The 15,070-nt window shown below is 65.6% G+C and carries 14 protein-coding genes; 11 read left to right on the top strand and 3 right to left on the bottom strand.

Annotated features, from left to right (window positions below; translation table 11 throughout):
• Window positions 1–31: 31 nt before the first annotated feature.
• From EO136_RS09055 to EO136_RS09040, 4 genes are read left to right on the top strand one after another with little or no spacing between them, the layout of a single operon-like run.
• Window positions 32–820 carry a ComF family protein gene (locus tag EO136_RS09055; protein WP_127144119.1) on the top strand — a complete coding sequence of 263 codons (789 nt, stop codon included), beginning with the start codon at window positions 32–34 and terminating at the stop codon, window positions 818–820.
• Between the two features lie 53 nt (window positions 821–873).
• Complete coding sequence (grxC, locus tag EO136_RS09050) at window positions 874–1,128, top strand: glutaredoxin 3 (protein ID WP_127144118.1); 255 nt, start codon at window positions 874–876, stop codon at window positions 1,126–1,128.
• A gap of 1 nt (window position 1,129) precedes the next feature.
• A complete protein-coding gene (locus EO136_RS09045) occupies window positions 1,130–2,005 on the top strand; it encodes a carbon-nitrogen hydrolase family protein (RefSeq protein ID WP_127144117.1) in 876 nt (291 codons plus the stop codon).
• Window positions 2,002–2,424: a DUF1178 family protein gene (locus EO136_RS09040; RefSeq protein ID WP_127144116.1), complete on the top strand. Its 423-nt coding sequence runs from the start codon at window positions 2,002–2,004 to the stop codon at window positions 2,422–2,424. Before EO136_RS09045 ends, EO136_RS09040 begins: the two co-directional genes overlap by 4 nt.
• Window positions 2,425–2,431: 7 nt before the next feature.
• Here the strand turns inward: EO136_RS09040 and ubiG are convergent, their stop codons facing one another.
• Complete coding sequence (gene ubiG, locus EO136_RS09035; protein WP_127144115.1) at window positions 2,432–3,172, bottom strand: bifunctional 2-polyprenyl-6-hydroxyphenol methylase/3-demethylubiquinol 3-O-methyltransferase UbiG; 741 nt, start codon at window positions 3,170–3,172, stop codon at window positions 2,432–2,434.
• Window positions 3,173–3,366: 194 nt separating this feature from the next.
• Here ubiG and EO136_RS09030 point away from each other — a divergent pair, with 194 nt between their 5' ends.
• From EO136_RS09030 to prfA, 3 genes are read left to right on the top strand one after another with little or no spacing between them, the layout of a single operon-like run.
• Window positions 3,367–4,626, top strand: coding sequence for an aspartate kinase (locus EO136_RS09030; RefSeq protein WP_127144114.1), 1,260 nt, complete (start codon window positions 3,367–3,369; stop codon window positions 4,624–4,626).
• Between the two features lie 57 nt (window positions 4,627–4,683).
• Complete coding sequence (ptsP, locus tag EO136_RS09025; RefSeq protein WP_127144113.1) at window positions 4,684–6,951, top strand: phosphoenolpyruvate--protein phosphotransferase; 2,268 nt, start codon at window positions 4,684–4,686, stop codon at window positions 6,949–6,951.
• A 38-nt stretch (window positions 6,952–6,989) separates the two neighbouring features.
• On the top strand, window positions 6,990–8,066 hold the full coding sequence (prfA, locus tag EO136_RS09020; RefSeq protein ID WP_127144112.1) for a peptide chain release factor 1: 1,077 nt from the start codon (window positions 6,990–6,992) through the stop codon (window positions 8,064–8,066).
• Here prfA and EO136_RS09015 read toward each other — a convergent pair.
• Window positions 8,063–8,353, bottom strand: a complete 291-nt coding sequence (locus tag EO136_RS09015) for a hypothetical protein (protein ID WP_127144111.1) — start codon at window positions 8,351–8,353, stop codon at window positions 8,063–8,065. The two genes, prfA and EO136_RS09015, sit on opposite strands and share 4 nt — an antisense overlap.
• Before the next feature lie 74 nt (window positions 8,354–8,427).
• Between EO136_RS09015 and prmC the strand changes: the two genes are divergently transcribed.
• The 4 genes from prmC (at window position 8,428) to clpB (ending at window position 13,883) form a co-directional block, all read left to right on the top strand.
• On the top strand, window positions 8,428–9,291 hold the full coding sequence (prmC, locus tag EO136_RS09010; RefSeq protein WP_127144110.1) for a peptide chain release factor N(5)-glutamine methyltransferase: 864 nt from the start codon (window positions 8,428–8,430) through the stop codon (window positions 9,289–9,291).
• Window positions 9,292–9,643: 352 nt separating this feature from the next.
• Window positions 9,644–10,357, top strand: a complete 714-nt coding sequence (locus EO136_RS09005; RefSeq protein WP_127144109.1) for a DUF4167 domain-containing protein — start codon at window positions 9,644–9,646, stop codon at window positions 10,355–10,357.
• A 239-nt stretch (window positions 10,358–10,596) separates the two neighbouring features.
• Window positions 10,597–11,073 (top strand): hypothetical protein, encoded by a 477-nt coding sequence (locus EO136_RS09000; protein WP_127144108.1) that lies wholly within the window; start codon window positions 10,597–10,599, stop codon window positions 11,071–11,073.
• A 194-nt stretch (window positions 11,074–11,267) separates the two neighbouring features.
• The gene (gene clpB, locus EO136_RS08995) at window positions 11,268–13,883 is read left to right on the top strand and encodes an ATP-dependent chaperone ClpB (protein ID WP_127144107.1); all 2,616 of its coding nucleotides are present in this window, start codon (window positions 11,268–11,270) and stop codon (window positions 13,881–13,883) included.
• A gap of 67 nt (window positions 13,884–13,950) precedes the next feature.
• On the opposite strand, the gene EO136_RS08990 is transcribed toward clpB, so the two are convergent.
• Window positions 13,951–15,066 (bottom strand): THUMP domain-containing class I SAM-dependent RNA methyltransferase, encoded by a 1,116-nt coding sequence (locus EO136_RS08990; RefSeq protein ID WP_127144106.1) that lies wholly within the window; start codon window positions 15,064–15,066, stop codon window positions 13,951–13,953.
• Between the last annotated feature and the right edge of the window lie 4 nt (window positions 15,067–15,070).

Genomic DNA, 15,070 nt, shown 5'->3' with positions numbered 1-15,070 from the left:
CGGTTGGCGGGCTCGTGCGAATATCGCGGTTATGGAGATCGAAGGGGGCATTGTCAAAGAACGGGGAGCCGGCTCGGGGCTGGTCGGTCGGCTCGGGCGGTCGCTGCTCGACTTTGCGTTTCCGCCGGTATGCACCGCCTGCGGGGAGGCTATCGGGGGCCCCGATGCCCTGTGCCCGGAGTGCTGGCGGCAGCTCGAGCCGATCACCGCGCCGCTTTGCCCGATTCTGGGGCTGCCGTTTGCCGCCGACATGGGAGCGGGCGCGACCTCTCCCCAGGCGATCGCCAACCCGCCCCCCTTCGACCGGGCGCGGGCCGCGGTGGCCTATAACGATATCGCTCGGGCGATCGTGGCGCGCATGAAATATTCGGACCGACCCGAGATCGCGCGATTGTGCGGGCGGCTGATGGCGGGCGCCGGCCATGAACTGGTCGGCCCCGATGCCCTTCTCGTGCCGGTGCCGCTCCATCGCGGGCGGCAGTTCCTGCGCCGCTACAACCAGTCGAGCGAGCTGGCCCATGTGATCGCCGGGCTTGCAAACGTGGCGCTCGATACCGATCTGGTCTGGAGACGGCGCAACACCGCCCGGCAGGTCGGGCTCTCGGCCCGCCAGCGGCAAACCAATGTGCAGGGCGCATTCGCGGTTCGGCCCGAAAGGGCCCAGCGCCATCGTGGGCGCCGGATCGTGATCATCGATGACGTGGTCACCACCGGCGCGACGGTTGCCGCGGTTGCCAAGGCCGTGCAGCGCGCCGGATTCGAGGCGGTGGACGTGCTCAGCTTCGCCCGCGTTGTCTTTGACGACGATATGACAGTATAGAAGGCCCCGGTTCGCCAAGCGCCGGCCCTTCGGGTGCAAGAGGAAAATGGGAAATGAAGAAGGTCGAAATCTATACCACCCCAACCTGTCCCTATTGCCACGCGGCCAAGGCGCTGCTTGGGGGCAAGAACGTGGCGTTCGAGGAGATCGTGGTTCTCGATCCCGATCTGCGGGCGGCCATGACCCAGCGCGCCAACGGCCAGCGGACCGTGCCCCAGATCTTTGTCGGGGACACGCATCTGGGCGGCTATGACGATATCGCCGCCCTTGATCGCCAGGGCAAGCTGGACGCTCTTCTGGCCAATTGACATGACCGATATCCGACATGCAGCCATCGTCCAGATGCGTTCGGGCGTCGATCCCGAGGCCAATCTCGACGCGCTCGAGGGGTTCGTCTCCCGCGCGGCGGCGGACGGGGCCGGCTATGTGCTGACCCCGGAGATGAGCGTGGTGTTCGCCGAGAACAGGGCGATGCTCGTCGAGCGCGCCGAACCCGAGGCGGGAGGCGCGGCCAGTGCACGGCTGGCCGAAATCGCGCGCGCGGCGGGGATATGGCTGCATGTGGGGTCGATGGCCGTGGCCCTCGATGACGGGCGGTTTGCCAATCGCTCGCTGCTTTTTGCGCCCGATGGCGCGATCGCCGCCCGCTATGACAAGATCCATCTGTTCGATGCAGATCTTCCCGGGCAGAACGCCTACAGGGAAAGCGCCACCTATCGCGGTGGCGAGACGGCGGTCGTGACCACGGCGCCCGGTTTCGCGCTGGGATTTTCCATCTGCTATGATCTGCGCTTTGCCGCGCTCTACCGGGCACTTGCACAGGCCGGCGCGCAGGTGCTGAGTGTTCCTGCCGCCTTTACGGTCCCGACGGGCGAGGCCCATTGGGAGGTTCTGTTGCGGGCCCGGGCGATCGAGACCGGGTGCTATGTGATTGCCGCCGCACAGGGCGGGACCCATGAGAACGGGCGGTCGACCTATGGCCGCTCGATGATCGTGGCGCCCTGGGGCGAGGTGGTGGCGCGGGCCGATGGCGACGCGCCGGGCCTTGTGAGCGCCGAGATCGATCTGGGGGCGGTGGCCTCGGCGCACCAGCGGGTGCCGGCGCTGGCCAATGGGCGTGATTTCATGGTCGAGGTCGATCACAAGCCTTTCGATGCGGCACCGGATCGGAGAGTTTCGGCGTGATCAGTTATGCACTCGCCTGCGAGAAGGGCCATGGCTTCGATGCCTGGTTCCGAAACGCCCTGGCATTCGACGAGCAGAAGGCCAAGGGCGTCCTGACCTGCCCGGTCTGCGGATCGGGGGCGGTGGACAAAACGCTGATGGCGCCCGCCGTGGCGCGCAAGGACGAGACGGTTTCGCTTTCCGCCGGCCATCCCGACCGCGCGCGGCATATCGAGATGCTGCGCAAGCTGCGCGAGGCGGTCACATCCAAGGCCGATTATGTGGGCGACCGGTTCGCCGAGGAGGCGCGCCGGATCCATTTCGAGGAGGCCGAGGCCCGCGGCATCTATGGCGAGGCCTCGCGTGACGAGGTCGCTTCGCTGCTCGAGGACGGGATCGAATTCGTGCCACTGCCGAGCCTGCCCGACGAGCACAACTGAAAGCGCGTCAAGCCGCCGGCTTGCGCATGGCCATCATGTAGTTGACCCCGGTGTCGCGCGTGCGGCTCCAGCGATTGGTGAGCGGGTTAAAGCTCATGCCCGAGATGTCGAGCACGTCGAGCCCGTTGCGCGCCGCTGCGCACTTGAGCTCGTCGGGGGTGACGAGCTTTTCGTACTGGTGAGTGCCCCTGGGGAGCCAGCGCAGCACGCGCTCGGCGGCGACGATGGCGAGGGCCCAGGCCCGGGCGGTGCGGTTGATCGTCGAGACGATCATCAGCCCGCCGGGGCGCACCATGGAAGCGCAGCTTTCCATATAGAGCGAGACGTCGGCCACGTGCTCGACCACTTCCATGTTGAGCACGATGTCAAAGCGCTCGCCCGCCCCGGCGAGCGCCTCGGCGGTGGTGGTGCGGTAGTCGATCTCGAGCCCGGACTGCTCGGCATGGAGCGCGGCCACCTTGATGTTGGTCTCGCCTGCATCAGCGCCCACCACATCTGCCCCAAGCCGTGTCATGGGCTCGCACAACAGCCCGCCCCCGCAGCCGATGTCGAGCAGGCGCAGGCCCTCGAAGGGGCGCATCGCCGAGCCGTCGCGTCCGAACCGCGCCAGTGCGTGCTCGCGGATATAGTCGAGCCGGACAGGGCCGATCTTGTGCAGCGGGGCGAACTTGCCGGTTTCGTCCCACCACTGGTCGGCCATCTTCTGGAATTTTCCGATCTCGTCGGCGTCGATCGTTGAGCGGGACATGAAAACGCCTTTCAAGCGCAGGGAAACCGTTCCGGTCAGGTTGCCGCCCGGAGCGGGCAAGTCAAGCGTAGCGACGTCGCACCCGGGGCGGGCGTCACCAAGGACTTATTGCCAGAAGGTGCGCAATATGGCACTCACACGCGCGAAATTCGCGGCAGGGTTGCTGTCGCGCCGGCAGTCGGGGACAAGCGTTTATGGCGCGCATCGTTATGAAGTTCGGCGGCACCTCCGTCGCCAGTATCGACCGCATCCGGCATGCGGCGCGCCATGTCAAACGCGAGGTCGATGCGGGCAACCAGGTCGCCGTCGTGGTCTCGGCCATGGCCGGCAAGACCAATGAGCTCGTGGGCTGGTGCCGGGACGCGGCATCCATGCACGACGCGCGCGAATACGACGCGGTGGTCGCCTCGGGCGAGCAGGTCACGGCCGGGCTGATGTCGATCGTGCTCCAGGATATGGGTATCCAGTCCCGGTCCTATGCGGGCTGGCAGGTGCCGATCCACACCGACGACACCCACGGCTCGGCCCGGATCACCGGGGTCGATCCCGACAATCTCGATGGCCGGCTCACCGGCGGCTGGGTGCCGGTCGTCACCGGGTTCCAGGGCGTATCGGGCAAGGGCCGGATCACGACGCTGGGGCGCGGAGGATCGGATACGAGCGCGGTGGCGGTCGCCGCGGCGGTCAAGGCCGACCGGTGCGACATCTATACCGACGTGGACGGGGTCTACACCACCGACCCGCGTATTGCGCCCAAGGCGCGCCGGCTCTCGCGGATCAGCTTTGAGGAAATGCTCGAGATGGCATCGCTGGGGGCCAAGGTGCTCCAGACCCGATCGGTCGAACTGGCCATGGCCCAGGGGGTGCGGCTGGTGGTGCGCTCGAGCTTTGATGATCCAGAGGCGCCCGACGCTGAAGGATCGGAATGGGGTCAGACGGGCACGCTTGTGTGCGATGAGGACGAGATCATGGAAAAGCAGATCGTATCGGGCGTCACCCTGGCCAAGGCGGAGGCCAAGATCACCTTGAGAAAGGTCGAGGACAGGCCCGGAATCGCGGCCGCCGTCTTCGGGCCGCTGGCCGACGCCCATATCGTGGTGGACATGATCGTGCAGAACATTTCCGAGGACGGAAAGAGCACCGACATCACCTTCACGATCCCCGACGGGGAATTCGACAAGGCGATATCGGTGCTCCGGAACGCGCCCGGGCTGACCTATGAGTCGATCAGCGGGTCCAAGGGCGGGGCCAAGATCTCGGTGATCGGGGTGGGCATGCGCAGCCATGCGGGCGTTGCCTCGTCCATGTTCCGCGCGCTGGCGGACAAGGGAATCAACATCCAGCTCATCACCACGTCCGAGATCAAGACCTCCGTGCTGATCGAGGAAGAATATGCGGAGCTTGCAGTGCGGGCCCTCCATACCTATTACGGTCTGGACAAGGCTGGAGACTGACGGCAGCTCCAGCCCGACCCTGCAAAGAGGGGCGGCCGAAAGAGCCGCCGGGCGGCAATGGTGACAGCAATTGGCGGACCGCGCATTCTTTTGCGCCAGTTGCGCGAGACGATGGCCGAGCCCCTGGGCAGCCAGGAGCGGCTCGACAAGATCGTCGATCTGATCGCCGAGAACATGCGCGCGGACGTGTGCTCGTTCTATGTCCTGCGCGACGACAGCGCGCTCGAGCTTTTCGCAACCCACGGGCTCAAGCCCGAATCTGTGCACGTCACCACCCTGAGGCTCGGCGAGGGCCTCGTGGGCCTGATCGCGGCCGAGGCCGAACCGCTCAGGCTCACCAACGCTCCCGCGCACCCGGCCTTCGCATACCGCCCGGAAACGGGCGAAGATCCCTATTCCTCGTTCCTGGGCGTGCCGGTCCTGAGGGCGGGCAATACGCTCGGGGTCCTCGTCGTCCAGAACGCCGAGCAGCGGATCTACGGGGAAGACGAGACCGAGGCGCTGCTGACCACGGCGACCATTCTCGCCGAGATGATCTCGACCTCCGATTTCGATGCCCTGATCAAGCCGGGCTCGGATATTGACCTGCGCCGCCCGCGCACCTTCGAGGGCGCGGCGTTTTCTGAAGGCATCGCACTGGGCAAGGTGGTGCTGCACGATCCGCGCGTGGTGGTGACCAATTTTGTTGCCGACGATACGGACGCTGAAAAAGCCCGGCTTGAATCGGCCCTGCGCACCATGCAGGTCTCGATCGACGACATGCTCAATTCAGGCGACATGCAGATCGCGTCCGATCACCGGGACATCCTTGAGAGCTACCGCATGTTCGCCCATGACAGGGGCTGGGCGCGGCGGCTGGGCGAAGCGATCGATTCCGGGCTTACCGCCGAAGCGGCGGTCGAGCGCGTGCAGAACGACACGCGCGCGCGCATGATGCGCCAGACCGATCCCTATCTGCGCGACAGGCTTCACGATCTCGACGATCTGGCCAACAGGCTGTTGCGAATCCTGACCGGGAACGGCGCGGGCGCACATGGCAAGGACATGCCGGAGAACGCAATTCTGGTCGCGCGCAACATGGGGCCGGCCGAACTGCTCGAATACGACCGCACGCGCCTGCGCGCGGTGGTGCTCGAGGACGGCGCGGCAACCGCGCATGTGGCGATCGTCGCGCGTTCGGTGGGGCTGGTGGCCGTGGGCCAGACCAACAACATCGTTTCGGTGTGCGAGGACGGGGACGAGATCATCGTGGACGGGTTCACGGGGGCCGTGCATGTGCGCCCCTCGCCCGATCTCGAGGCGATCTACATCGACAAGGTCCGGCTTTCGGCCAAGCGGCGTGCCCATTACGCGGCGCTCAAGGACAAGGTTCCGGTCACGCGCGACGGGGTGCGCATATCGCTTCTGCACAATTCGGGCCTTCTGGCGGACATGGACGCCATCGAGGAAACCGGAGCGGACGGGTTCGGACTGTTCCGCACCGAGCTGCAGTTCATGATCGCCTCGAAAATGCCCAGGATCACCGAGCAGATCGAGCTGTATTCGGACGCCATGCGCCGGGCGGGCGGCAGGCCGATCGTCTTCAGGCTGCTCGATATCGGGGGCGACAAGGTCATCCCCTACATGCGCTCGATGGCCGAGGAAAACCCGGCGATGGGCTGGCGCTCGCTGCGCCTTGCGCTCGATCGCCCCGGGCTTTTGCGCACCCAGGTGCGCGCACTGCTCCAGGCGGCGGCGGGCCGGCCGCTCAAGCTGCTCGTCCCCATGGTCACCGAGACGGTCGAGTTCATGAAGGTCAAGCGCTTCATCATGCGCGAGGTCGAGCGCCTGGTCCGGCTCGGGGCGTCGGTGCCCGAGACCCTCGAGATCGGCGCGATGATCGAGGTGCCCTCGCTGCTGTTCGAGCTCGACGCATTGCTGCCCGAGACCGATTTCGTCTCGATCGGGTCCAACGACCTCATCCAGTTCCTGACGGCGGCCGACCGGGCCAACCCTCGGGTATCGCGGTCCTATGACGCGATCGGAAGGCCCAGGCTCAGGGCGCTCAAGACGATCGTGGACGCGGCTCGCGAGCACCAGCGCCCATTGACCATGTGCGGGGAGCTGGCCGGCCGGCCGATCGAGGCCCTGGCGCTGCTCTCTGTGGGCATGACCCGGCTTTCGATGGGGGCCTCCTCGATCGGGCCGGTCAAGGAAATGATCCTGGGCGTCGATCTGGGGCCGATCCGCGAGGCGATGGACGCCTATCTCGAAGGGCCGGGCGACGGCACGCAGGCGCGCGCCATGCTGACCGAACTTGCAGCGGCCCAGCGGCTGACCTTTTAGCAAACCAGTTTTTTGGCGTTCAACAAAGGGGTGAGGCGATGGCCGGACTTCCCAATGACAAGCTCGATGCCCTCGAACGCCGGTTCGAATCGATCGAGCACGCCATGTCGGCCGGCCCCGATCCCGAGGCCTATGTGCGCCTGTCCAAGGAGTATGCCGAGCTCTCGCCCATGGTCGAAAAGATTCGCGTCTACAAGACCGCGCTTTCGGACCTTGCCGGGGCAGAGGAGCTCTACGAAGCGGGCGACCGGGAGATGGCCGAGCTCGCTTATGCGGAAATGAGCGCGCTCAAGGAGCAGATCGAAGCGCTGACCCAGGAGATTCGCGTTCTGCTGCTGCCCAGGGACGCCGCCGACGAGAAGAACGCCATTCTCGAGGTGCGCGCCGGCACCGGCGGGGACGAGGCGGCGCTGTTTGCGGGCGATCTCTTCCGCATGTACCAGCGGTTTGCCGAAACCCAGGGCTGGAAGGTGACCGTGATGGAAACCTCCGAGGGCGACGCGGGCGGGTACAAGGAAATCATCGCCCAGATCGCGGGGACCGGGGTGTTCGCGCGGCTCAAATACGAATCGGGGGTACACCGGGTTCAGCGTGTGCCCGAGACCGAAGGGTCGGGCCGCATCCATACCTCGGCGGCCACGGTGGCGGTGTTGCCCGAAGTCGAGGACATCGACATCGAGATCCGGCCCGAGGACATCCGCATCGACACCATGCGCGCCTCGGGGGCCGGCGGCCAGCACGTCAACACCACCGACTCGGCGGTGCGCATCACCCATATTCCCAGCGGCATCGTCGTGACGTCGGCGGAGAAATCCCAGCACCAGAACAGGGCCAATGCCATGAAGGTGCTACGGGCCCGGCTCTATGACGAGCAGGAGAGCAGGGCCTCCTCCGAACGAGCGGAAAGCCGCAAGACCCAGGTGGGGTCTGGCGACAGGTCCGAACGTATCCGGACCTATAATTTTCCCCAGGGGCGGGTGACCGATCACCGGATCAATCTGACGCTTTACAAACTGCCCCAGATCATCACCGGCGAAGCGCTCGACGAGATCATCGAGGCGCTGATCACCGAGAACCAGGCCGCCCAGCTTCTGGCAATGGAGCAAGGGGGCTAAACGATCCCCACGGCGGCGTGTGCCCAGATTATCAGGACAAGGCCGATGACCAGCGCCATGGCTGCAAGTTTGGGCCGCAAGCCCGATTTCATCCGTGCAGAAAATTCAAATGCGATCCCGACCGTTGCCAGTAAAATGGCTGCGAAAAGGAAGTCGAAAATGTCCCAATCGACCTCGCTGGTAAACTGCATGGCGATCAGCGGTACAGCGAGAAGAACAACAAGTCCGGTCCAGACAAAAGGGCGCCAGCGGTTGGCTTGCCATGGTGCGCTCATCGGTGTGGTCATGGGTCGTTTTGATCTGCCGATTGAAATGACGCTTTCATCATTTGCTCCAAACCGGGCCGAATAAAGGACGAGCCATGCATTCTGGAGTGCCGAGCATCGGGCGGGTATGGCGTACTGTGCGGGACGATTTGATGGCCGCGGGCAATCTCACGGCAGCGCTCGATGCACAATTGCTGGTGCGTCAAGTTCTCGCGCTCGATGCCACCGGACTTGTCGCTTCGGACACTGTTCCGTTTCCTGGGTGTAAAGCCGCCGAACTTGAAGCCCTTGTCGCTCGCCGCCTTGTCGGTGAGCCGGTGGCCCGCATCCGCGGTGCGCAGGAATTTTACGGGCTGGACTTCGGGCTCAACGCCGACACGCTGATTCCGCGCCCCGAAACCGAGATGCTGGTGGACTGGGGCATTGCCCGGCTCAAGGGCCTGGCCGCGCCGCGCATTCTCGATCTCGGGACGGGCACCGGGTGCATCGCGCTGGCGCTGCTGGCCAATCTGCCAGAGGCCCGCGCGGTCGGCACCGATATCGCACAAGGCGCTCTTGCTCAGGCAGAGGCCAATGGCCGGGCGCTGGGGTTGGCCGATCGGTTCGAGCTGCGGGCAGGGGCATGGTATGGCGCTCTGGCGCCGGACGAGCGGTTCGATCTCATCGTTTCGAACCCACCCTATATCGCGCCCGAGGTGATCGAGACGCTCGATCCGGGCGTGCGCGATTTCGACCCCAGGCTCGCGCTCGACGGGGGCGAGATGGGGCTGGTTCCCTATCGGGTCATCCTGGGCGAGGCACCGGCCCATTTGCGGGCCGGCGGCGCGCTTGGCGTTGAAATCGGCCATGATCAGCCCGATATGGTCAAGCAGATGTTCGAACTGGCGGGCTTCGGGCCTGCAATGATCGGGCGCGATCTCGCGGGCCATGCGCGCGTGGTGCATGCTAGTGTGGCATGAGCAAGGGACAGCGCGAGCCGTCCGGGCCGTCACGTTCAAGATTTTTCTTGGAAAGGACGGCAGAAGCGGTTAGGTTGCCCTCGCTGACGCCACCCTCGAGATGGGCGGCGATGGAGCCCACCCGAACATTGGCGGACTTTTTTCAAAGGACGCGCCGCACGGCGAAACAGGTTCGATACGACCTGCCGCCAAGCAAGGGACCGGAGTGCCAGTGCGGCCTTTTTGGTGAAACCAGAGAGAGCGATCGGCGCAGCGCGATCCGGGTTGGGATCGTGACGGAGGTGTCGTTTCCAGCCGCCCGATGTCGGCGGAGAGACCTTCACTATCTCACGTAACGTATTGAAGTGAGCAGATGAGACCAAACCAGCAGAACAACAAGCAGCGCTCGCGCGGCCGGAACAACAACAATAACAACAATAGCGGTCGGCGCGGCGGTGGCGGTAATCCCCTTTCGCGCAACTATGAGAGCAACGGTCCGGATGTGAAGATTCGCGGCAACGCTGCTCACATCGCCGAGAAGTACACCCAGCTTGCGCGCGACGCAGCCGCTTCCGGCGATAACGTGATGGGAGAGAATTATCTCCAGCACGCAGAACATTACAATCGCATCATCCTCTCGGCCCAGGCCCAGCTGCCCCAGCGGCAGGATCAGAACGACGATGACGAAGACCAGCAGCAGGAACAGGAGCAGTCCCGTCAGGACAATCCCCGCGCGCAGAACACAGAGCGTGGCGAGCGGTCCGACCGGTCCGAAAAGTCCGAAGCGGGAGACTCCGCACGCGGCCAGTCCAATAGCGATGATGGCGAGAACGAGGATGGCGGTGAGCAGCCCCGTCGCGTGCAGCGCCAACGCAGGCCGCGCAAGACCCGCGAGGCTGCCGAATCGACCGAAGCCGAGACGCCGGCTGCCGACGCAGCGCCGGCCGCCGAAGGCGCCGCCGATGGGGAAAAGCCTAAAAGGGCTCGCCGGACCCGGCGCCCCAAGGCCGACGATACCGCAGAGGCCGATGCCGGTCCGTCCGAGCTGCCGGCCTTCCTGACGGCGGGTCGCGAAGCGGCCGAATAGCGCTGGCAGAACCAGTGATCGATCAAAGAAGGCCGGGCGGCAGCGCCCGGCCTTTTTCGTTTCCCGCCGCGCGCTTGGAGCGTGTCCAGAAAAAGTGGAAACACTTTTCCGGTTCGGAAACGCGAAAAATCAGAGCTCTAGCCCATGATGCGCGCCTTCCCGCACCCCGGAACCGGGGGTGTGCGCCCTTGAACCAGAAGCCTAGCCTTTGAGCCCACGCTGAAAGGAGACCTCCGGCGATGAACAGAGGATTGATACTGGGCGGCTTCGCATTTGCTGCTGTGAGCTTTGTCGCGCCGGCCTCGGCCGATGAATGGAAGGCGAATTGGGAGCCCTCGCAGTTTGCCGATGGCAGCCCCTATTGCATGATCTGGTTCGGCGAGCAGCGTCCGATGATGAATTTCACCATCGCAGAGGACTTCTCGCTCCTTGCGGTGGGCGATGATCGGTTCGCCGATCTCGAGGGAATGCTCGATGCCGTGTTGAACCTGCCGTCGGGGGTATCGGGGCTCCGCGTGGATGTCAGTGCGGCCCCAGCGGTGAACGGGGTGAGGCTGATGCTCTCGGAGCAGGACCTCGATACGCTGCTGTTTGACTTCGCGGCCGGCGGTACCTTCACCTTCGAGGTCGCAGGCACCTCCAACAGCTTTCCCACGACCGGGTTTGCCGGCCTCATCGACACGGTTCAGGCCTGCAGGGCAGTGCTGGCCAGATAGCCCGGGCGGCTTAATCTCGACCGGTCAGCCGCTCCGGTCTTTTTCTTCGTTCAACTGCGCCTATATCTCTTCTTGATCTCGATCAGTGCCGAGGATCGGGCTGATCCCTATAATAGAGACAACGCTTCGGGCGTTGGGCCACGCGCTGGACACCAGGCGGGGAACGACGTGCCAGATCCAGGAGAGTTGAAGCGATGAACGTTGAGAAATTCACCGAGCGCGCGCGCGGTTTTATCCAGAGTGCGCAGCAGATGGCCCTCTCGCAGGGTCACCAGCAATTTGTGCCCCTGCACATCCTCAAGGTGCTGGTCGACGACCCCGAGGGCATGGCCTCGGGGCTGATCGAACGGGCCGGCGGCAATGTCGCCCAGGTCCGCGCCGGGGTCGAGGAGGGGCTGGGAAAACTGCCCAAGGTTTCGGGCGATGCGGGCCAGGTCTATCTTTCCCGCGAGGCGGCGCGGGTGTTCGAGACCGCCGAGGCTGCGGCCAAAAAGGCCGGGGACAGCTTCGTTGCGGTCGAGCGCCTGCTGCTGGCGCTGGCGGTGGAAAAGTCCACAGATGCAGGCAAGGTGCTGGCCGCCGCCGGGGTGACCCCGGCGGGGCTCAACAGCGCCATCGATGCGATCCGCAAGGGCCGCACCGCCGATTCCGCGTCGGCCGAAAACACTTATGACGCGCTCAAGAAATATGCCCGCGACCTCACCGAGGAAGCCCGCATGGGCAAGCTCGATCCTGTGATCGGGCGGGACGAGGAAATCCGGCGCACCATCCAGGTCCTCTCCCGGCGCACCAAGAACAATCCGGTTCTGATCGGCGAGCCCGGCGTGGGCAAGACCGCGATCGCGGAGGGCCTGTCGCTCCGGATCGTGAACGGCGACGTGCCCGAAAGCCTCAAGAGCAAGGCCCTGCTGGCGCTCGACATGGGCGCGCTGATCGCCGGCGCCAAATATCGCGGCGAATTCGAGGAGCGGCTGAAGTCCGTGCTTTCGGAGGTGCAGGCCGCCGAGGGGCAGATCATCCTGTTTATCGACGAAATGCATACGCTGGTGGGCGCGGGCAAGGCGGACGGGGCGATGGACGCCTCGAACCTTCTCAAACCCGCCCTGGCGCGCGGTGAGCTGCACTGCGTGGGCGCCACCACGCTCGACGAGTACAAAAAGCACGTGGAAAAGGATGCGGCCCTGGCCCGCCGGTTCCAGCCGGTCTTTGTCTCCGAGCCCACGGTCGAGGATACGATCTCGATTCTGCGCGGTCTGAAGGAAAAATACGAGCTTCACCATGGGGTGCGGATTTCCGATTCCGCGCTGGTCTCCGCGGCGACGCTCTCGAACCGGTACATCACCGACCGGTTCCTGCCCGACAAGGCCATCGATCTGATGGATGAGGCCTCGGCGCGGCTGCGTATGGCGGTGGACTCCAAGCCCGAGGCGCTCGACGAGCTCGACCGGCGCATCATCCAGCTCAAGATCGAGCGCGAGGCGCTGAAAAAGGAAGACGACGACGCGTCCAAATCCCGTCTGGCCCGGCTCGAGGCCGAGCTTGCCGGGCTCGAGGAAGAGTCCGACGCCATGACCCAGCGCTGGCTGGCCGAAAAGGAACGGCTCGCCGGGGGCACCAAGCTCAAGGAGGAGCTCGATCAGGCGCGCACCGAACTCGAGCTCGCCCAGCGCAAGGGCGATCTTGCGCGGGCTGGCGAGCTTGCCTATGGCGTGATCCCCGATCTCGAGCGGCGTCTGAACGCTGCCGAGGCCCATGAAGCCAAGCCCGGCTCGGATATGGTCGAGGAGGTGGTCACCGCCGACCATATCGCCCAGGTGGTTTCCCGTTGGACGGGTGTGCCCGTCGACAGGATGCTCGAGGGCGAGCGCGACAAGCTCTTGCGCATGGAGCAGGAACTGGGACGGCGGGTCGTGGGCCAGTCCCAGGCCGTCGAGGCGGTCTCGCGGGCCGTGCGGCGCGCGCGGGCGGGCCTGCAGGATCCCAACCGGCCCATTGGCTCGTTCATCTTCCTTGGGCCCACGGGCGTGGGCAAGACCGAGCTGACCAAGGCGCTAGCCCAGTTCCTCTTTGACGACGAGACGGCGATGGTCCGGCTCGACATGTCCGAGTTCATGGAAAAGCACGCGGTCGCCCGCCTGATCGGCGCGCCTCCGGGCTATGTGGGCTATGACGAAGGCGGGGTGCTGACCGAGGCGGTTCGGCGTCGACCCTATCAGGTGATCCTGTTCGATGAGATCGAAAAGGCCCATCCGGACGTCTTCAACATCCTGTTGCAGGTGCTCGATGACGGGCGGCTGACCGACGGCCAGGGTCATACGGTCGATTTCCGCAATACGCTGGTGATCATGACCTCGAATCTGGGCTCGCAATACCTGATCGAGCTCGCCGATGGCGACCCCGTGCAACTGGCCGAGGGCAAGGTGATGGATGTGGTCAAGGCCGCGTTCAAGCCCGAATTCCTCAACCGCGTGGACGAGATCCTGCTGTTCTCGCGGCTCGAGCGCAGCCAGATGGGGGCGATCGTGGATATCCAGCTCACCCGGCTGCAAAAGCTGCTCGATGCCCGCGAGATCACGATCTCGGTCACCGAGGCGGCGCGCGACTGGCTCGCCGGGCAGGGCTATGACCCCCATTACGGGGCCCGGCCGCTCAAGCGTGTCATCCAGCGGGCCGTCCAGGACGAGTTGGCCGAAAAGATGCTGGCCGGCGCCATCACCGACGGTTCGGCAGTGGAAGTGGACGCCGGGGAGGACGGGCTCGTTATCAGGCCGCTTCTCGAGGGCGAGGTGATCGACGCCGCCGCGCAGTAAGCGATCGGAATGCATCAAGACGGAAAGGCCCCGGAGACGGGGCCTTTTTCATGTCCGGGCCCATTGTTCAGGCCAGCGGGGCGGTGCGATAGAGCCCGATGCGGGTGCCGCCATTGTCGATGGTTTCGCCCGCGGCCAGGAAGGGCAGGCGCGTGGCCCGGGCAAGGTCTGGCTCGCTGGTCACAAGCGCTACGCGCCACCCGGCAAACCGTTCGGCCAGCACTGCGCCCAGGGCGCCATAGAGCGGACCGAGCGCCTTTTTCTCCCCCACGCGCCCGCCATAGGGCGGATTGACCATGACGAGGCCCGGCGGACCTTCGGGTCGCTCAAGCGCTGAGATCGGGGCGTGTGTGAAGCGGGCCCATTGCGCGACGCCGGCGCGTTCGGCATTGGCCTGGCTCATCGCGATGGCGCCCTGGTCGCGGTCCGCGCCGTAAAACAGGGAAGCCGGCTCGGAGGACTTGCCCGAGCCCTTCATTCTGGCCCAGCGGTCTCGATCGAAGGGGGCAAGGTGCTCGAAGGCGAAGGCGCGCGAGCGGCCCGGGGCGAGGCCAGCGGCGATCTCGGCGGCCTCGATCACGAAGGTGCCCGAGCCGCACATGGGGTCGAGCACGGGTTCGGTGCCCCGATAGGCGCAGGCGCGCAGCAGCAGGGCGGCGATGGTCTCGCGCATGGGCGCGCGGTTGACCGCCTGCTTGTGGCCGCGCTTGTGCAGGGGTTCGCCGGAGGTGTCCACGCTCAGGGTGACGATGTCGTTCTCGATCCGGACGAGGATACGAATGGGCGCGTCCTCGCAGATCGGGGCGCCGAGGGTTTGTGCGATCGCCGTGGCCACGCGCTCGGCGGCTGCGCCGCTGTGGTAGATGCGCGAGCCTTTGCAGCTCGCGTCCACCCAGACGGGCACGTCCGGGCGCAGGACCGTGTCCCAGGCCACGGTGCGGGCGCGCTTGTCGAGCTGGGCGAGATGGCTCGCCCTGAAGCTGGCCACGCGCGCCAGAATCCTGATCGCCCCGCGCGAAAGCAGATTGGCGCGCATCACATTGGTCCAGCCGCCCGAGACGGCGACGCCCCCGCGCATGGCGCGTGCGCCGGCAAAGCCCAGCTCGAGCGCTTCGGCGCGCAGCGGCTGCTCGAGCCCGGGGGCGCAGACGAGGAAAATTTCAAAACTGTCGGCTTGTGTCATGGGC

It is taken from the genome of Pelagibacterium montanilacus, from assembly GCF_003992665.1.
GTDB lineage: Bacteria > Pseudomonadota > Alphaproteobacteria > Rhizobiales > Devosiaceae > Pelagibacterium > Pelagibacterium montanilacus.
The sequence above is the reverse complement of the archived record's forward strand: the minus strand, read 5'-3'. Positions and strand labels throughout refer to the sequence as shown.